The organism is Stenotrophomonas sp. 1278 (genome assembly GCF_029892765.1).
Lineage (GTDB): Bacteria > Pseudomonadota > Gammaproteobacteria > Xanthomonadales > Xanthomonadaceae > Stenotrophomonas > Stenotrophomonas indicatrix.
In genome coordinates this window covers 1-19,368 of record NZ_JARXWD010000015.1, presented here as the reverse complement: position 1 = coordinate 19,368, position 19,368 = coordinate 1, and the positions used below count along the sequence as shown (strand labels likewise).

At 62.9% G+C, this 19,368-nt stretch carries 12 protein-coding genes and 1 pseudogene; 8 read left to right on the top strand and 5 right to left on the bottom strand.

Annotated features, from left to right (window positions below; all coding sequences use genetic code 11):
• Nucleotides 1-93: 93 nt before the first annotated feature.
• Together M2299_RS13545 and M2299_RS13540 are read left to right on the top strand one after the other, a co-directional pair.
• On the top strand, nt 94-3,714 hold the full coding sequence (locus M2299_RS13545) for an RHS repeat-associated core domain-containing protein (protein WP_280884531.1): 3,621 nt from the start codon (nt 94-96) through the stop codon (nt 3,712-3,714).
• A 680-nt stretch (nt 3,715-4,394) separates the two neighbouring features.
• Complete coding sequence (locus tag M2299_RS13540) at nt 4,395-4,676, top strand: hypothetical protein (protein ID WP_280884530.1); 282 nt, start codon at nt 4,395-4,397, stop codon at nt 4,674-4,676.
• Nucleotides 4,677-4,999: 323 nt separating this feature from the next.
• Here M2299_RS13540 and M2299_RS13535 read toward each other — a convergent pair whose 3' ends face one another.
• Complete coding sequence (locus M2299_RS13535; RefSeq protein WP_280884529.1) at nt 5,000-6,361, bottom strand: TnsA endonuclease N-terminal domain-containing protein; 1,362 nt, start codon at nt 6,359-6,361, stop codon at nt 5,000-5,002.
• A 358-nt stretch (nt 6,362-6,719) separates the two neighbouring features.
• Between M2299_RS13535 and M2299_RS13530 the strand changes: the two genes are divergently transcribed.
• Nucleotides 6,720-7,436: a hypothetical protein gene (locus tag M2299_RS13530; RefSeq protein WP_280884528.1), complete on the top strand. Its 717-nt coding sequence runs from the start codon at nt 6,720-6,722 to the stop codon at nt 7,434-7,436.
• 516 nt (nt 7,437-7,952) lie between these two features.
• Nucleotides 7,953-8,807 (top strand): annotated as a pseudogene (locus M2299_RS13525) (PA0069 family radical SAM protein); the annotation flags it as partial.
• Nucleotides 8,808-8,837: 30 nt separating this feature from the next.
• Here M2299_RS13525 and M2299_RS13520 read toward each other — a convergent pair.
• The 3 genes from M2299_RS13520 to M2299_RS13510 all read right to left on the bottom strand — a co-directional run bounded on the left by M2299_RS13520 (nt 8,838) and on the right by M2299_RS13510 (nt 12,289).
• The gene (locus M2299_RS13520; protein WP_134831767.1) at nt 8,838-9,548 is read right to left on the bottom strand and encodes a 2OG-Fe(II) oxygenase; all 711 of its coding nucleotides are present in this window, start codon (nt 9,546-9,548) and stop codon (nt 8,838-8,840) included.
• A gap of 108 nt (nt 9,549-9,656) precedes the next feature.
• On the bottom strand, nt 9,657-10,673 hold the full coding sequence (locus M2299_RS13515) for a class 1 fructose-bisphosphatase (RefSeq protein ID WP_025875529.1): 1,017 nt from the start codon (nt 10,671-10,673) through the stop codon (nt 9,657-9,659).
• A gap of 413 nt (nt 10,674-11,086) precedes the next feature.
• Complete coding sequence (locus tag M2299_RS13510) at nt 11,087-12,289, bottom strand: amino acid aminotransferase (RefSeq protein ID WP_033832647.1); 1,203 nt, start codon at nt 12,287-12,289, stop codon at nt 11,087-11,089.
• 171 nt (nt 12,290-12,460) lie between these two features.
• On the opposite strand from M2299_RS13510, the gene M2299_RS13505 reads away from it, so the two are divergent.
• Entirely contained in the window at nt 12,461-14,575 is a 2,115-nt protein-coding gene (locus M2299_RS13505) for a TonB-dependent receptor (RefSeq protein WP_280884527.1), read from the top strand.
• A gap of 85 nt (nt 14,576-14,660) precedes the next feature.
• Here M2299_RS13505 and M2299_RS13500 read toward each other — a convergent pair whose 3' ends face one another.
• Nucleotides 14,661-14,987: a hypothetical protein gene (locus M2299_RS13500; RefSeq protein ID WP_025875523.1), complete on the bottom strand. Its 327-nt coding sequence runs from the start codon at nt 14,985-14,987 to the stop codon at nt 14,661-14,663.
• Nucleotides 14,988-15,128: 141 nt separating this feature from the next.
• On the opposite strand from M2299_RS13500, the gene M2299_RS13495 reads away from it, so the two are divergent.
• The 3 genes from M2299_RS13495 to ligD all read left to right on the top strand — a co-directional run bounded on the left by M2299_RS13495 (nt 15,129) and on the right by ligD (nt 19,092).
• Nucleotides 15,129-15,527 carry a hypothetical protein gene (locus M2299_RS13495; protein ID WP_025875521.1) on the top strand — a complete coding sequence of 133 codons (399 nt, stop codon included), beginning with the start codon at nt 15,129-15,131 and terminating at the stop codon, nt 15,525-15,527.
• A gap of 145 nt (nt 15,528-15,672) precedes the next feature.
• Entirely contained in the window at nt 15,673-16,599 is a 927-nt protein-coding gene (locus M2299_RS13490) for a Ku protein (protein WP_280884526.1), read from the top strand.
• Nucleotides 16,600-16,602: 3 nt separating this feature from the next.
• Entirely contained in the window at nt 16,603-19,092 is a 2,490-nt protein-coding gene (gene ligD, locus M2299_RS13485) for a DNA ligase D (RefSeq protein WP_280884525.1), read from the top strand.
• Nucleotides 19,093-19,368: the final 276 nt, after the last annotated feature.

Sequence of the window (19,368 nt, the reverse complement as noted above, 5' to 3'; positions counted from 1 at the left end):
CTGCTGGGTGTCAACCCATCGGTAGCGGCGCAGGCCTGGGTGCGGCTGACCGGGCCTGCACAGACCGTCTACACTGCCCCGGCAACCGTAAGCATGACGGTCGAGTTCGGTAGCACCAACGGCGGCCCCAAATCCGAGTACATCGACAATGTCCGCCTGACGCAGAACGGCACCCTTGTTACCAACTTCGCCTACGGCACCTATACCGTGCAGGGGCTGCCGCCCGGTACCTACGTCTACATGCTTACCGCGCAGGGTATACGCAACCTCAACGGTGAGGAAGTGGTGCGGTCGCTATCCAGTGGACCAGTGACCATAACGGTCAATGCACCGCCTGCGCCCATCGATTCGGCCGAGATAGTGGCCGGGTCTCTTTCCACCAATCGCGTTGTGGCCGGACAACCCTTCAATGTCAGCGTGACGATGAAGAATACCGGTGAGACGACTTGGACGCCCGAAGGCGGATACGCGCTTGCCATGCATGAGGCCGGCTGGGGCGTAGGCAGCATCACAGTGCCGGGAACCGTCGCACCAGGCCAGACAGCCACGTTTAATTTCGTTGCCACCCCAAGTCCATATGCGACCAACGGGGCGTTGTACGGCATTCAGTTCCAGATGCAACGCAGTGGGGCCTGGTTTGGCTTGGCAACGGGGCAATTTAGCTTCTTCGTCTGGCAGCCAGTCAACAGTGCCGATTTCGAAGCCCAGTCGGTGCCAACGGCTATGAAGACCGGTGCCGCGCAGGTGGTTACGGTACGCATGAAAAACACCGGAGATATCGCTTGGCAGCCAGGTAGCTACTGGCTGGGTTCGCAGAATCCCACCGATTCCACCGTATGGGGCGCGGCACGTACTGCGCTGCCACGGACGGTTGCGCCTGGCGAATCCCTGGACATACCCGTTACGCTGCAGGCGCCGGCTACGCCAGGCACCTACAACTTCCAGCGCCAGATGTGGGCGGATGGCAAGGGCTGGTTCGGCCCTGCCACGCCAAATGTGGCGATCAACGTCAGTGCCCCAGTGAACTCGGCGCGAATGGAGGGCGGTCCGATGCCGCTGGGCATGCAGACCGGAAGCTCTACGCAAATGCGCCTGCTGGTTCGCAACAATGGTGAGACAACTTGGACTTCAGCAGCCGGCTATGCATTGGCATCGGAGAATCCTGCCGACAACACGGTCTGGGGCACGCAACGTGTTGCGCTACCAAGCAGCGTGCCGCCTAACGGGCTGGTGGAGTTCGTCTTCACAATCACTGCTCCTTCCACGCCGGGCAGCTACCCGCTGCAGTGGCGGATGAACCAAGAAGGCATCGGCCGGTTCGGCGAGTCCACGCCGAACACCAACGTGCAGGTAACGCTGCCTCCGGTGAAGGGCACATGGAAGGAATACGATGCGCTGGGTCGCGTTACATCCACCGCCCAAGACACAGACGATGGACTGGCCATCACCGTATCCACCTACCAGCCAGGTAATTGGCAGACCACGGTGGATCCGCTAGGCCACACGACGCAGATCCAATACCAAGCCTTTGGTACCCCGGCGCAGTCGAATCCCATCGCCATTCGCGCACCGGAAGGCTCATTCACAGACGTGCTACGTGACCGCTACGCCCGGCCCACCGCTGTGATCCGACGCAACGCAGACAGCAGCGTGCAGCTACGCCGCAGCTTTGCCTATGGCGAGGGCGGAACTCTGTGCAAGCTCATCGAGCCGGAAGCAGGTACGACGGTAACCGCCTATGATGGCGCCGGAAACCTGGCCTGGTCCGCGAGCGGCCTCAACCTGCCCAGTCCAGACAACTGTGATCTGACAGCTGCACAGGGCTCGGGGCGTCAGGTGACGCGTGCCTACGATGCCCGCAACCGTATCATCACCCTGACTTTCCCGGACGGCAACGGCAACCAGAGCTGGAGTTACACCTCTGATGGGTTGCCGGCGGAGGTACAGACCGCAAACGACGGTGGTGCTAACCACACTATCAACACTTACACCTACAACAAACGTAGGCTGCTGGTGGGGGAATCCACAGCCCAGGCCGGATGGTTTACTTGGGCACTAGGCTATGCCTACGACGCCAACGGCGCACGATCGGGCATTCAGTATCCGAGCGGAACCTACATTGCACTTGACCCCAATGCGCTCGGTCAGGCAACGCGAGTAGGCAACTATGTCCTCGGCGTAACCTACCATCCCAATGGCAGCCCGGTGGGCTTCTCCTACGGTAACGGCGTCAGGTTCGAGCAGGCGTTTAACATCCAGCAGGCGCCCAGCAGCATCGGCGCTCTTCCGAGCGTCAGTAGTTTAGCGTATGCATATGATCGCGTCGGCAATGTCACCCGCATCACTGACATGGTCAGCGCAGGACGCGACCGCCAGATGAGCTATGACGGTTTGGGGCGGCTAGTGCAGGCAACGTCCCCCACCTTTGGTGGCGACGGAAACCTGCTATATACCTATGACGTGCTGGACAACATCCGCAGTGCGCGGGTTGCGAGCGGCAAGGACCACACGTACGTATACGACGCGAAGAACCGCCTGACCAATGTCATGTCCAGCCAAGGTGCCACCACCATCGGCTTGGCCTACGACGCTCAAGGCAATCTCGCACTCCGCAACGGCCAATCTTTCATCTTTGATATGGGCAACCGCCTGCGCTCCGCTCCTGGGCCGGAAAACTACCGCTATGACGCGGAGGGTCGTCGCGTACTGGCGTGGTTGCAGGGCAGCGGCTCGATCCTATCGATGTACGATGGGGACGGTAAGCTTCGCCGCCAGCAGAGCGAGCGCGACGGCAAAAGTCGCGAGTACCTTTACCTTGGCGGTATGCTGGTAGCTACCTTGGAAACCGGTTCTGATGGCGTGACTCGTCCAACCTACCAGCATCTGGATGCGTTGGGATCTCCGGTGGCCGTGACCGACGCTTCTGGAACTGTGGTCGAGCGCAGTTACTACGAGCCCTATGGCGAACTACGCAATCGTCCGCTAACCGATGGTATTGGCTACGCCGGGCATGTTTCGGATAGTGCCAACAACCTGTCCTACATGCAGCAGCGCTACTACGACCCAAGCATCGGCATCTTCCTAAGCGTGGATCCGATTACGGCTCTACAGAAGCCCGCCTCGCACTTTAATCGCTACCGCTATGCCAATAACAATCCATACAAATTCATCGATCCTAGCGGAGAGGCGGGGCGGGTGGCATGGCTTGTTCGGCTGACGGCGAATCAGGCGAACAAGGTTGCTCGCATCACACAAGAGCAAGCAGTCACTGCGCGCCGCGCAGGGCAGAATGTCGTCGCAGATCGCAGGCAAGTGGCAAGTCAGATCGAAACAGCTGCGCACGGAAGAGCAGATCAGCTGAAGCATGCGGCTCACGAATTGGAAGATGGCAGCAAGGGCTTGCCGCACTATCAGACAGAAGGTGTTAGAGGGCATTCTTTCTGGGGCAAACTGAGTGTGGCTGCATTGGCAGCTGCGGGCGCTCTTGAGCAGGTGGCAGAGGCAGCGGAGTACATTCCGGATCCTGCGCCGCGACCGGCTGAACAAGCTGATATAGACAGATGGAACAATTTAATGGGGACGATCAACAAGTCCACAGGCATACCCATGCCAGGCGTTAAGGTTGGGCAGGATGGGGGATTCCAGGGCTACTTCAATGTTGGGGGAAGACTTGATTCCAAGAAGCTCGACGAAAAGCTGAATGGAAATAGGTAGCCGCGATGATCTCCTATAGGATAATGATCGAAGGCGTTTTCGTTCACGCCCCTGAGCTTGAGGGGCGTGTCGGCGGCTTCCATACAACTTTCTTCTTGAGTGCAAACAATGCTGATAACGCGGTCATTCGAGCAAGCAAGCTGCTCTCCGAACGAATGCATAATCACGAAGTAACGGGGCGCGAGAGGGGCTTCTTGAGAACGTACTGCTGGGTTCACGACTTGTGGGAAGTCGCAGAGGAAAGTCCCTCTCAACGGCAGAATGGCGACTCAGGCTTTACGTTCTTCCGGATTGGTCCACTGGAGCGATTCTACCTGGGCCTTCGTCGTCTCTTCTTTCGGCGATACAAGCCATGGCTGCTAGTAGCGCAAGCGGTTTAACTACGAGGTCGATCAACAGCGTCGAAGTGTTTGCCAATAGATCCGTCGCCGGCTGATCGATTACCCGCATCGGCCGCTTTCGCAACCCATCTCAGAAGCCATTGGTGTACGCGTTTGCTCTTGGCCGGAGGCCCAGCTTTCGGGTCGGACTCGGCTGAGACACAAACGTGTATCCGCCGTTGGGCATATGAGGGTTGATCAGCATCTGGTTGGTTACAGCGAGCCGTTCTATGTGGTCGTCGAGTAGAAGATCAGGCTGTAGGAGCACGCTCAAATCAGCCATCAGTTATGGAGACTGTCGTGGCAAATAATCTCTTTGTAACCTATGACTTGAACACTCCTGGGAAGGACTACGACAGCGTCTTCAATGCTATTAAGGCATTGGGGAGCTGGGCAAAGGTCCAGAAGTCCGTCTGGTATGTCGACTCGCAGTACACCTGCGAACAGGCTGCCGAGAGGATATGGGCAGTAATGGATGCCAATGACTGTTTGATAGTGATTGATGCCAGCAGCAACAATGCTTCTTGGTACAACGTGCCTCAGGAAGCCTCACAGCACATGAAGGAGTATTGGTTCAAGTAGGGCGCATCTGTTGGTGAAGCTGCCGACCGAACAGAACCCAGTCTCGAATCACGACGGGTGTCTAATCAAGCTTCGAACGATGTTCCGCATCGCAGGTCCTAGTCAAGGGATGTCTTCAGACTGAAAGCTGGATCACCTGCTAGGCAACTTCTTGGCAGGTGGTCGCCTACATGCTTTAGACGCATTCGAACTTGCGGCGCACCAGTCGGTTCACGGGCTTGCGCTCGCGCATCCGAGTGCAAGGTTCCGCATCCATGAAGACCTACGACGCCGAAGTTCGGGTGGTTAGGAACGCAACTGAGCTCCGCTTCCTACATCAGAGCTCAGTTGGTGCCTGCAGTGAGGCGATATCCTGAATCGAGGACTGCGCCGGACTGAACCACGTAGGCGGTTACGTCAAGCCTGGTTAGGCCGTGATTCGTGCGTAAGCTGATCATGTCGTGCCATGTGAGCACCCCTCGGAGCTTCAGTTCCTGCTCCAGGGCATGCCATCGGTGCAAGGGGATCACGTGCTCCTCGATCTCCTTAATGGTGTGACGGTCACTCACCACCAGCCATCCCCAACCCTGCGAATTTGCCCACGTGCGCCCAGCCCTGGCCTTAGCTTGGTTGATGCTGAGCGCCATACCGTCGCTCGGCTTCACTTCAAGAAGTAGACCGCGCCCGTCAGTCGTTGCAATGAACAAATCTGGAAAGTAGCTTCGGTCCCGACCGGCAAAAGTGTACGGGATAACGGCCGGCTGCTCCTGGTAGTAGGCGACCTGCTCGCAACGTTCCAGAAGCTTCAATACAGTGAGCTCCAAGCCTGATTCATATTGCACCGGGCGGCCAAGCTTGGCCGAGTGAAAAAGCCCGGCAATCTCCGACCCATTTACAGCACGCTGCGACGAGAGTCGCTCCACCGCAGGAGGAGGAGCTAGTTGTTCAGGCCAATCACAATGTTCGAGCCATCGACCGAAGATTTGACCAACCCTTTGCGCTGAGGAACGATGCAGGTGCTCGTTCCTGAGCTGTGCCCTTTTTGCACGGACGAGAGCCGGGAGAATCGACGCTATCTCGAGTGCTGACGCGGCGGAAAAGCCCGCAGCCCGCAGAACCAACTTCGCGGCCAGATTTGGCGGAATATCGAACGAGCTATGACAAATTTCTAACAACAAGCTAGCGAGTGATTCAGCTGAACCTGAAGCTGGTTCAAGCAAAGCCCTGAGTGCAGCACCAGGCATCCCTTCATACCGCGAGCGGTATGCCATCCGCCTAAGCGCACGCTCTTGGACCTGGCGGACTCTCTCTCTAGTTACGCCCCATTCCGCTCCGATAACGGCGAATGTTCGCGGCTGCCCGTCTAGACCCAAGCGCAGGCCTAGCACATCACGGTCCCGCTCATTTGGCAGGCTCGCCACCGCGGCGCTGAGCAGCATACCCACATCTTCGAGGCCAACAGAATCCGCACCATACTGCAGGCTTGGTCTGAACATGGAGGTCAAGTCAAGGTCAGGGTGCGTCGCGTCGCCCGACATTGATGCAGTGGACTCGATCACCGGCGAGGTAGCTATTGCAGGGCTCGCATCTTGGATTGGATTGCCGACATGGCGGGAAGCGAAGGCGGGATATGCACTCGAGATAAGCGCCTGCCTGTCTACGTACAGATTCTCGCGCAGATAAGCGGCGAGAGCGGCTACGGACATCTCTGGAGCCCTAGGGCGCACGGACGCCGGGAGCAGCCGTCGTGCGGCCATATCTATCGCTCCCGGCGAGCGCCCGTGGCGGTGCGCTATCCGTTCGCGACTCAATCCAGCCTCAACACCACCAACAAGTTCTAAGAACTCATGCGCTTCCCATGGCGCACCAGCCCGCATGGGAGCCGAAGGAAGTGGATCGGGAGCTACATTACTCTGCGGCATCATCCTAGTTCAGAGCCAGACACGGAACAATTTGAAAACGCAATGCGGTAGCAGCTGGCGCGGTAAGTCACATTAGTAATTGTTTGCATATCCGGCACGAACAATCAACAATTCAGGAAATGACACTTCGGGATGATCAGCATTGCCACTCGACGAACTGAACTACGAGAACTTTTTTCTAGGTAACGCAGCGGAGTATTGGGTCGCGAGTCAACTGTACTTCCATGGCTTTGAAGCCGGCAAGTACAGTCCAGATTTTGGAATTGATCTTGTGGTTACAAATGCAGCACGATCGAAATTCAAGGGTGAAGAGTTGTGGACAAGGTTCTTGCAGATCAAGTCTTCCTTCCTTGTGCAGGGGGCTGCCCGGATCTATGTCGATCCTGGGGAGCTTGACTACTTGGCATCAGAGTCAGGTATATCCAGCGTCTATTGCTTTTTCACCCCGCGTATAGAAGGTGAACCGCAGAGCTTTGACAGGGGAGACTTTGAACCATGGAGGGCGTCTCTTGAAGCTGAAATGGACCAGAACTTCTACGACACTCACTTCCATGCTCGAAAGCAGGAAATCGGTTGCCTGTCAACCTTTGACTTCAAAGGGTTCGACCTCGACTACTTCTGGATGAACAACCGGCAGCTCAATCGATCCATTGAGGAAGGATTCTGGTCAGATGAATGGGTCAAGGGAAAGCACTTAAAGATGCTTCGAGCGGAAAAACTCGAAGATGAAATTCTGCTAGTGAATCACGTCGGAAAGTACCCTGTCATCCGGGAGACGCGGAACATGTACTACCTGTACAAACGCAGCAAGTCTTCCGACAAGGTTGAGCAAGGTGCGTTCAATTTTGATCACTATTGATGGCATGCGGCAAGAGGAGATGCAGACGTGGAGGAGATGCCCAGTAAACCGAGGTGCAGTCATGGCCAGAACTGCCTGATAGCCAGTGGTGACCAGGATTCGATGAGGCATAACGGCTTACGATGGAGAATCTCGAATCCTATGGATCCCATGGCGCCTGCGCGTTCTACTCAAGGAATCTACTAGGGCGACCGAAAGGCCAATCCCTAAGCATTTGAACTAGGTGAAACGTCGTCCCTCCAAAGAGCTGTAATCTCCGCTTTCGGGTGGCGTCCATGCAACGCAGTCAGTGTCTTCTCGCTTTCGGCCTCCTCGTCCACCGGCGAGCGTCGGATGAGCGCCTCGAAGTCGAAAGACTTTCAGCGAGGGACGCTGAACGCCGCCGGGGGCCGTAACCTGCCCCGCACTGGCCTAGGTTGGGAGGCAAAGTGAAACCCCGCCGCGGCTAGTCTCTAGAGGACTTCGAAACTCGAGAGCGACGTGTGAGCACTTTTCCTCGAACACATATAGTGCTGCTGCTCCTACTGCTTCGCCCGCCCCTCGCATGCCTATCTGAACCTGTCGCCTGGCCTGGACTTCGAGACCAAGCTGTTTGCCAAGACCAACGCGCCACAGCTGCTGCGCAAGGAACTGTCGAAACCCGGCTACGTGCCGCAGCCGATCGCGCTGGGCATCAACACCGACGCGTACCAGCCGATTGAACGCAAGTTCAAGCTGACCCGCCAGCTGATCGAAGTGATGCTGGAGACGAAGCATCCGTTCTCGCTGAGCACCAAGAATGCGCTGGTCGAGCGCGACATCGATCTGCTCTCACCACTGGCGGCGGAGAACCTGGTCAGCGTGCATTTCTCGGTGACATCGCTGGATCCGCATCTGTCGGCGAAGCTGGAGCCGCGCGCCTCGGCACCCCATGCGCGGCTGCGTGCGATGAAGCGCCTGCACGAGGCGGGCATTCCGGTGGGCGTGATGGTTGCGCCGGTGATTCCGTGGATCAACGACAGCGAACTGGAAGCCGTGCTGGAAGCCGCGCACGACGCCGGCGCCAGCACTGCAGGCTACGTGCTGCTGCGCCTGCCGCCGGAAGTGGCGCCGCTGTTCCGCGACTGGCTCGATACCCATCATCCCGATCGCGCCGCGCATGTGATGAGCACCATCCAGCAGCTGCGCGGCGGCAAGGATTACGACAGTCAGTTCGGCACGCGCATGCGCGGCCAGGGTGTTTACGCAGAGCTGCTAAGCAATCGCTTCAAGCTGGCGCGCAAACGCCTGGGCTTCAACGCGCAGAACAGCCATTGGCCGAAGCTGGATTGCAGCCGGTTCGAGAAGCCGTTGCCGCCGAAAGTGGATACGCCGCAGGGGAGTTTGTTCTAGGTCGTCGCGGTCGCGGCGTGGTGCTGTGCCTCAGCCCCCACCAAACAATCTCTGCGCGCTCTGGAACAGGATCCAGCTGGTGGCGATGAACTTGTCGCCGCCCTGCGGCCGGTTGCCGCGATGGGTATGGGTGAACGCAGTCGGCGCGATCAGCAGGCTGCCGGTGCGCGGTGCGATCTTCCGCCCCTGGAACAGGAACTCGGTTTCGCCTTCGTCGAAGTCGTCGTTGAGGTAAAGCGTCCACAGCACATGCCGGTGCAGGGTCTCGGCCTGCGCGTCCTTCGGGTACAGCTCGCAGTGCCAGTACGGGTAGCCGCCCTCGCCCGCCGCATACCACTGCAGGTTGATCGCGCCCGGGCGCAGGCAGGTGCGCGCCAGATCCGCCAGCTGCTCCGGCGCCATGTCGGGGAAATCCTCGGCCGACAGGCGTCGCGGCTGGCCGTTGCTGTCCTGGATCTGCAACATCAACGGCGCGATCAATGCCTGTGGATAACGGCGTAGATAAGTCTGCAGACCCGCAAATACCGCCTGTTGCAGCTGCTGGTCCACATCCTGCCAGCCATCCACGCCGCTGATCCGCAGATCCTTGCTGTGCTTGAGTTCCGGGAACACACCGCTGCCCACTGCGCCGGGTTTCAGGCCCTGGCTTGCACGCATGCGCGCGACGATCGCAGCGCACACGTCGCTGGGGACGGCGTTGTGGATGACCTCGATGAAATCGACAGGGCCCGGCTCGTGCATGCGTGCATTCCTTCGACGGCAAGGGCTTGATGGTGCCGTTTGCAGCTGCAGCTGTCACCCTGCGGTCATGTCATCAATCTGCCATGACCGCTGTAGGGATGGCCGCTGTCAGACGCTCTTTGCGTCATGCTCCTGGTGATAACGCACGGCCTCGGCGACCTCTTCGCGCGAACCGAGGAACACCGGCACGCGCTGGTGCAGCTGGTCGGGTTGCACATCGATGATGCGCTCGCGACCGGTCCAGGCAGCGCCGCCCGCCTGCTCCACCAGCAGACCCATCGGGTTGGCTTCGTACATCAGGCGCAGCTTGCCGGCCTTGCCCGGTTCCTTCTTGTCCCACGGGTAGATGAAGATGCCGCCGCGGGTCAGGATGCGATGCACGTCGGCGACCATGCTGGCGATCCAGCGCATGTTGAAGTTCTTGCCGCGCGGGCCTTCCTTGCCGGCCAGCAGATCTTCCACGTAGGCCTGCATCGGCGCTTCCCAGTGCCGCTGGTTGGACATGTTGATGGCGAACTCCTGGGTGGCCGCGGGGATCTGCATGTTCTCGGTGGTCAGCAGGAACTCGCCGGTTTCGCGGTCGAGGGTGAAGGCGTGGGTACCGTGGCCGACGGTCAGCACCAGCTGCGTGCTGGGCCCGTAGATGCAGTAGCCGGCGGCGATCTGCTTGCTGCCCGGCTGCAGGAAGGCGTCATCGCCGGGCAGTTCGACGTTGGTCGGGCAACGCAGCACCGAGAAGATGGTGCCGACGGAGACGTTGACGTCGATGTTGGAGCTGCCATCGAGGGGATCGAACAGCAGCAGGAAATCGCCACGCGGGTAGATGTCCGGCACCGGCTGGCTGTGGTCCATCTCCTCCGATGCGCAGGCGGCGAGGTGGCCACCCCAGGCGTTGGCCTCCAGCAGGATCTCGTTGCTGATGACATCCAGCTTCTTCTGCGCTTCGCCCTGCACGTTGCCGGTACCGGCCTCGCCGAGCACGCCACCGAGGGCGCCCTTGCTGACGGCGATGGAGATGCTGGTGCAGGCGCGGGCGACGACCGCGATCAGCTGGCGCAGGTCGGCGTTGATGCGGCCGGCGTGCTGCTGCTGGATCAGGAAGCGGGTCAACGAGGTACGGGACATGGGCGGGCAGGTCTCGGCAACGGGAAAACGCCTATTGTCGCTGGTCTGACTTGCGCGTGGGTGAGCGGGGGTAGGCGTAATCGTTTCCAGAGGCGTTGCGGTCGTGGCGCCTTCTCTTCGTCGAGGCGCGCGGGAGGGGGAGACAATGCAGGACACGCTGCAAGTACGTCCATGTAAGCTCGATGGCGCCTTGCTCGTGTGCGCTGTCCTGCGCACACGGCAAGACCGGGGTTGGGCATCCTGCCCAACCCGCCCGAGGCATGCCTCGCGCCCATGGCGCCAACGGTCCTGCATTGCCTCCCCCTCCCGCGCGCTTCAGGGTTGGCCGCGAGCGCGGAGGGTGTGGCAAGGCAGGAGCAAAAACAAAGGCGCCTTTCGGCGCCTTTGTTTCCACAGCTTGCTGGAGCGGTCGATCAGCCCTTGGCGACGGTGGCCACGGCCTTGGCGACGTATTCCAGGTTGTTCTGGTTCAGCGCGGCCACGCAGATGCGGCCGGTGCCGACGGCGTAGATGCCGAACTCGTCGCGCAGGCGCTCGACCTGTTCGCGGCTCAGGCCGGAGTACGAGAACATGCCCGCCTGCTCGTTGATGAAGCCGAACTGCGGGGCGCCGGCGGCGGCCAGCTTCTCGACCAGGCCCTGGCGCAGGGCGTGGATGCGCTCACGCATCTCGGTCAGCTCCTGCTCCCACATCGCGCGCAGTTCCGGATTGTTCAGCACACCGGCAACCAGTGCAGCACCGTGGGTGGAGGGGCTGGAGTAGATCGTGCGGATCACGCGCTTGACCTGCGACTGCACGGCCTTGGCGTCAGCGGCGGTCGGCGCGACCATCGACAGCGCACCCACGCGCTCGCCATACAGCGAGAACGACTTGGAGTACGAGTTGGCGACGATGAAGCTGTCGATGCCGGCCTCGGCGATGATGCGCACCGCGGCGCCGTCCTGCTCGATGCCCTTGTCGAAGCCCTGGTAGGCCATGTCGATGAAGGGGAACAGCTGGCGGTCCTTCAGCAGCTGTGCGACCTGCTTCCACTGGCTGACGGTGAGGTCGGCGCCGGTGGGGTTGTGGCAGCAGGCGTGCAGCAGCACCACGGTGCCCGCTTCCAGCTTGCCCAGGTCGGCCAGCAGGCCGTCGAAGTTGACGCCATGGGTGGTCGGGTCGAAGTAGGTGTAATCGACCACCTCGAAACCAGCGGCGCTGAACACGGCGCGGTGGTTTTCCCAGCTCGGGTTGCTGAGTGCGACGGTGGCGTGCGGCAGCAGCTTCTTCAGCACGTCGGCGCCGACGCGCAGCGCACCGCTGCCACCGACAGTCTGGGCGGTGGTGACACGGCCGGCGGCCAGCAGCGGCGAGTCCTTGCCGAACACCAGCTCACGGGTGGCCTGGGTGTACGCCGGCAGGCCATCGATCGGCAGGTAGCCGCGCGGTTTGGCTTCGTTGGCGAGCTGCTGCTCGATCTGCTTGACGGCGCGCAGCAGCGGAATGCGGCCGCTCTCGTCGTAGTAGATGCCCACACCCAGGTTGACCTTGGTCGGGCGGCTGTCGGCGTTGTACGCCTCGGTCAGGCCCAGGATCGGGTCGCCTGGGACCAGTTCCACGTTTGCAAAGAAGGACACGGCGGTACTCGTTCGGTAGACGGAAAGGGGGAGGAATTGCGCCACGCGGCTTGCGGCCTGTCGGCCGAAACCGACCCATCGTAACAAAGCCTGCCGGGGCTGGCCGCCGCCATCGTCATCCGCCTGCCCGTACCATGGCGTGCGTTGCCGCCCGATCCATCAACCTGAATCATGAATCCCAGCGCACGACGCCAATGCTTGCCGATTTCCGCCCTGCTGCTGCTGCCTTTGGCGGTGACGGCCGAGCCATTGCCGACCGCCCTGCCGACGGTGCAGGTGCAGGCCGCGCGGGTGCCCGGCGTAGACCCCTTCGCCCTGCCCGCCAGCCTGGATACGGTGTGGATCGACGCCGACCGTACCGGCCCGGGCACGCAGCTGTCCGAGGCGCTGGGCGGAGTGCCTGGCCTGCTGGCCCGGGACCGGCAGAACTTCGCGCAGGACACCCAGCTGTCGATCCGTGGCTTCGGCGCCCGTTCGACCTTTGGCGTGCGCGGGGTGCGGGTGCTGATCGATGGGGTGCCGGCGACCATGCCCGACGGCCAGGGCCAGCTGTCGCACGCCAGCCTGCTCGGTGCCGAGCGCATCGAGGTGCTGCGCGGGCCGTTCTCGGCGCTGTACGGCAATTCGTCCGGGGGCGTGCTGCAGGTGTGGAGCGCGCAGGGCCAGGCCGGTGACCCGTGGCGGGTGCGGGTGAATGCCGGTGCCGACAACACGCTCAGCGTCGGCGCGCAGCTGCGCGGGGCGGGTCCTGGCGTCGACTACAACGTGGCCGCCAACCATTTCAGCACCGATGGCTGGCGTGACCACAGCCGCGCGCGGCGTGAATCGCTCAACGCGCGCCTTGGCACCGAGCTCGCCGGCGGCCGCCTGGAGCTGCTGCTCAATGCGCTGCACGCGCCCAACGCGCAGGACCCGCTGGGCCTGACCCGCGCGCAGGTGGCGGCCGACCCGCGCCAGGCCACGGCGGTGGCTGAGCAGTACAACACCCGCAAATCGGTGCGCCAGCAGCAGGCAGGCCTGCGTTGGACCCGTGAAGCCGGTGCGCAGCGCTGGCAGCTGATGGGCTATGCCGGGCAGCGCGCGGTGACCCAGTACCTGCCGATTCCGCCGGGACCGCAGGCCAACCCATTGCATGCCGGTGGCGTGATCGACCTGGACGGCGGTTATGGCGGGCTGGACGCGCGCTGGGGCTGGAACGGCGATCTGTGGGGGCGCCCGCTGGACCTGGTGGTGGGCGTGAATGCCGATCGCCAGCGCCAGCACCGCACCGGCTACGAGAACTTCGTCGGCACCACCGTGGGGGTACGCGGCCGCCTGCGTCGCGACCAGATCGACATCGTGCAGAACGTGGACCAGTTCGCCCAGGCGTGGTGGCAATGGAGCCCGCGCTGGTCGCTGCTGGCCGGGGTGCGCCACAGCGCGGTGCGCTTCGAATCGGATGATCGCTACATCGTCGGGCGCAACCCGGACGACAGTGGTCGCCGTCGCTACCAGGCCACCACGCCAGTGGCGGGTGTCAGCTTCGAGGCAAACCCGCAGTGGCGCCTGCACGCGGCGATCGGGCGTGGCTTTGAAACTCCGACGTTCAACGAGCTGGGCTACCGCGCCGACGGCCAGGCCGGGCTGGCGCTGGATCTGGCGGCCGCCCGCAGCCGCAGCGTGGAAGTGGGCAGCAAATGGCATGCGCAGGATGGAAGACAGCTCGATATCAGCCTGTTCCGTGCAGATACCGACGATGAGCTGGCCGTTGCCAGCAACACCAACGGCCGCAGCACGTACCGCAACATCGGCCGTACCCGCCGCCAGGGGGTGGAGCTGCAGTACCGGCAGCCGTTGGCCGAGAAGCTGGAGCTGCAGCTGGCCTGGACCTGGCTGCAGGCGCAGGTGCGTTCGCCCTATCTGGCCTGTGCGGCCAGCAACTGCGCAGTGCCCGACACCGTGGTTGCTGCTGGCAGCCGCCTGCCCGGTGTGCCCCGGCAGCAGGCGTATGCCCGCCTGCAGTGGTCGCCGGGGCAGTGGCAGTGGGGGTTGGAAGCTGCCGCCAGCAGCGATGTGGTGGTGAACGACATCGCCACCGAGCGCGCAGCGGGATACGCGCTGCTGAACCTGGAAGCCGGCCACAGCTGGACGCTGCAGGCCGGTGACCTGCGCGCATTCGCGCGGATCGACAATGTGTTGGACCAGCGCTACATCGGCTCGGTGATCGTCAATGACGGTAACGGCCGGTTCTTTGAACCGGGGCCTGACCGCCGCGCCAGCGTTGGCCTGCAGTGGTCATGGCGTTAGGCGGGCCCCGGTAGCGCCGGCCCATGCCCGGCGAGCGCGCAGCGCGGACGTGACGGATCCGCCGGGCATGGGCCGGCGCTACCGATCAATCCGGGGCCTTGGCGGGCACGAACGGCGAGGTTGGATCGCTGGCCGGGAAGGTCTCTTCCAGCGCCTCGTCCTGGTTGTCGCTGGCGTGCTGCTTGCGCTCGCGCCGCTTCAGCGGACTTTCCTGGCCACCGCGATTGCGGTCACCGCAGTCCTTGCGGTCCTGTGCGGCCTGTTCAGGCCGGCGCACGACGGGCAGTACGCCTTCGTCCGGTGTCGACATGCCGGCGCCACGGTCCTCGGCGTCGGCCAGATCGTGTTTGCCGCGCTGCTCGCCCGGCTCGGGGGTGTGGTTCTCACGCAGGGGGTCACGGGTGGTGGTCATGGGGCGTTCCTCCGGTAGGCCTCCACTAGAGCGCGGACGAAGTAAAGCCACTGCGAACCTGGCGTCATGAACATCTTTGTCACGACTGGATAACGGCGGCGCGCGTATTCCTGCCCACCCGCCCTGCTGCAGGAGCCGGCCATGCCCCGTCTTGAACGCCCCGCCCCGTCCGTGTTCAACGCCCTGCTGGATCCGCTTGGCCAGCGCAGCACGCAGCGCCGGACGCGCCGCCTGGAGGATCCGCAGGCGGTGGCGCAGGATTACCTGCAGTACATGCTGAGCGACTACGAGGAACGCCGCGGGCAGGGGCATCGCAACTGGCGCGATCTGTGCCCGGTGTACGCCTTCGCGCTGACCACCCATGCCGCTGACTGGCCGCGTGGCGGCGAGGCCGATACCAGTGGCGAACTGGCCGAGCACTGGGACCAGATGCGCGGACAGTCGCGCCTGAACTGGGCACAGGCGCAGCCGGTGGTGGAAGATGCCTGGCGCGCGCTGGACCATATCCCCGCCGCTGCGGTGAGGCCGCTGCTGCAGTAGCGCCGGTCGCTGGAAGGCATCGCCAGGATTCAAGGAGCTGCCGGCCAGCGGCCGGCACTACCGCATGGTCTGCACGTGGCCGACACGGTTGTTTCACGGTAGCCGGCTGAAGCTGGCTACCCCTGCTGAAACACAGGTGCGCATCATGGCCCGCCCGATCTGGACCGGTACGCTTTCCTTCGGCCTGCTCAACGTACCGGTCTCGCTGATGTCCGGCGAGCGCAAGGTCGACCTGCACTTCCGCATGCTGGATTCGCGCGATCGCAAACCGATCCGCTTCGAACGGGTCAACGCCGACACCGGCGAGGAAGTGCCGTGGAAGGACATCGTCAAAGCCTACGAGTACGACAAGGGCAGCTACGTCGTGCTGGAGGAAGACGATATCCGTTCGGCGGCGCCGGAAAGCCATGAAACGGTGGAGGTGGAAACCTTTGTCGACGCCAGCCAGATCGACCCGCGTTACTACGAGAAGCCCTATCTGCTGGTGCCGGGTAAAAAGGCCGAGAAAGGCTACGTGCTGCTGCGGGAAACGCTGCGCAGCACTGGCAAGGTCGGTATCGCCCGGGTGGTGGTGCGCACGCGCGAGTACCTGTGCGCGGTGATGCCCAACGATGACGCGCTGGTGCTGATGATCCTGCGCTATCCGCAGGAACTGGTCGAGCCTGACGACTACAAGCTGCCCAGTGGAAAGCTTGCCGATTACCGCATCACCAGCAAGGAAACGGCGATGGCCGAGCAGTTGATCGAGTCGATGGCCGGTGACTGGGATCCTTCGCAGTACCACGATGAATTCCGCGAACGCCTGCAGCAGGTGCTGAACAAGCGCATCAAGTCCAAGGGCGGCACCACCCAGGTGGAGGACGAGCCGGCACCGCGCGAGGACGCAACCACCAACGTGGTGGACTTCATGGCGCTGCTGCAGAAGAGCCTGGATGCCAACAAGCGCACGCCGGCGAAGAAGGTGGCCGCGCGCAAGGCTCCAGCCAAGAAGGCAGCGGCGAAGAAGGCACCGGCAAAAAAGGCCGCCAAGAAGGCGGCAAAGAAAACCCCTGCGCGACGCAAGGCAGGTTGAGCCATGTCGTTGCATCAGTACCGCCGCAAGCGTCGGCTGGGCGGGGGGAGCGGACAGACCCCGGAGCCGGACGATGCACCGGCACGGGGCAATCCGAAGCGGCGGCCGATTTTCGTGGTCCAACTGCACCACGCCAGCAGCCGCCACTACGATTTCCGCCTGGAAATGGATGGCGTGCTGAAAAGCTGGGCGGTGCCGAAGGGACCGTCGCTGCGGGTGGGTGAGAAGCGCTTGGCGGTGGAGGTGGAAGACCACCCCCTGTCCTATGCCGGCTTCGAAGGTGATATTCCGCAAGGCCATTACGGCGCCGGCCATGTCGATGTGTTCGACCACGGCAGCTGGGCCTGCGAAGGTGATCCGCTGCAAGCACTGGCTGCGGGCAAGGTCGACTTCGTGCTGCACGGGCAGCGCCTGGCCGGTGGCTGGAAACTGGTACGCACGGCGATGAAGGGCCGCCAGGTGCAGTGGCTGCTGATCAAGCGAGATGACGCGCAGGCACGGGATGCGGAGGCGGACGATCTGCTGCACACGCCAGCGCGAGCATCCGCGAAGACGTCCCGGGTTTCAGCGAAGAAGATGGCGCCAGCGTTACCGCCCGCGCCGCGTTCCGCGCCACCCCGCAAGGCCGATGCACGCTGGCATGCGCGCGCGTTGCAGCTGGACGAGGCGCGCGACAAAAGCTACCCGCACCGGTTCAAGCCACAGCTCACCGATCACCGCGACACCGCGCCCGATGGCGAGCATTGGCTGCATGAGATCAAGTGGGATGGTTACCGGTTGCTGGCCGATGTGCACGAAGGTGAGGTGACGCTGCGCTCGCGCAATGGCCTGGACTGGACTGCCGATTTTCCCGAAGTGGTGCAGGCGCTGCAGGCGCTGCCGGTGCGCGATGCGCGTCTGGACGGGGAACTGGTGGTGCTGGACGACAACGGCCGCAGCGACTTCGCCGCGCTGCAGCGGGTGATCGACGGCAGCTCGAAACAACCGCTGCGCTACATCGTGTTCGACCTGCCGGGCGTGGCCGGGGTCGACACCAGCCGCGCGCCGTTGCTGCAACGCAAGGCACTGCTGAAGGAACTGATCGGCGATGCAGTTGGCACGCTGGCCTTCAGCGAGCACGTCATCGACCACGGCCCTGCCGTGTTCGAAGCCAGCGGCAAGGCGGGATTCGAAGGCATCGTCAGCAAGCAGGTCGATGCGCCTTACGTGAACACCCGCGCACGCAGCTGGGTGAAAGTGAAGCACGAGGACACCGATGAATTCCTGATCATCGGCCACACCGCACCCAAAGGCTCGCGGGTGGGATTTGGTTCGCTGCTGCTGGCCACGCCGGACAAGGGCGGCCTGCGCTATGTCGGCCGCGTCGGTACCGGCTTCGACGATGAGGGGCTGCGCGCGCTGGCGGCCACGCTCGCGCCGCTGGCGGTGAAGGAGGCGGTGCTGCCGCTGCCGGCGCACGTTCCGTTGCGTGCGGCGAGCGTGCGCTGGGTCAAGCCGGTGACAGTGGCCGAGGTCGCGTTCCGCGGCTGGGGCAAGGAAGGGTTGCTGCGCCAGGCCAGCTTCAAGCGACTGCGCAGTGACAAGAAGAAGGAGGACCTGGCGATGAGTGCGACACCGGCCGATGACGGCGACGACGTTGCCATCACCCATCCCGAGCGCGTGGTGTTTGCGAAGAAGAAGCTCAGCAAGGGTGATGTCGCCGACTACTACCGGCAGATGGCGCGCTGGATCCTGCCGGAAATCAGTGGGCGACCGCTGTCGCTGCTGCGCTGTCCCGACGGCGTAGGTAAGGCGTGTTTCTTCCAGAAGCACCATGGCCAGGGCCTGGGTGATGCGGTGCATGCGGTGCCGCTGCAGCAGAAGAGCGGGCGCGAGGACTACGTCTATATCGATGACGAACGCGGCCTGCTGCAGCTGGTGCAGATGAACACCCTGGAACTGCATCCGTGGGGCGCGACGGTGGCCGATCCCGAACATCCCGACCGGCTGGTGTTCGATCTTGATCCGGGTGAGGGCGTGAGCTGGGCCGACGTGAAGCGCGGCGCGCGCGATGTGCGCGATCGACTGCAGCAAACCGGGCTGCAGAGCTTCGTGCGGCTGTCGGGCGGCAAGGGCGTGCATGTGGTGGTGCCCCTGCAACCCGCAGCCGACTGGGACGAAGCCAAGGCGTTCTGCGAGGCGTTCGCGCAGGCGATGGCCGAACAGGCGCCGGATCGCTACGTGGCGACGATGAGCAAGGCCAAGCGCAGCGGGGTGATCTTCATCGACTGGCTGCGCAATACACGGGGAGCGACCAGCGTGTGCTCGTGGTCGCTGCGCGCGCGGGAGAGCGCGGGAGTCGCGGTGCCGCTGCGCTGGGAAGAGCTGGCGCGCGTGAGCGCGGCCGATGCGTTTCCGATGGACAAGGCGTTGGCACGGGCGAAGCGTTTGAAGGCGGATCCGTGGCAGGGCATCGACGCGCTGAAGCAGACGCTGCCGACGCTGCAGCGATAGTGCCGGCCGCTGGCCGTCAACTGGAGGTCTGCTGCGCTTGCCGGCCAGCGGCCGGCACTACCCGTAGCCGGGCATCGACGCGTTGAAGCAGCGGTTGCCGATGTTGCCTATGTCTGGACATTCACGGGCTGAAACAGCGACGTTGCAGTGGTAGTGGCGGGGGGGGGGGGGGGCCCCCCCCCCGCGGGGGGGTGTGGGGGGGGCCCCCCCCCCCCCCCCCCCCCCGCCAAACCAGAGAAAAGCCAGAGCCGGCTGTTGCTGTTGCCTCGGCTTTGG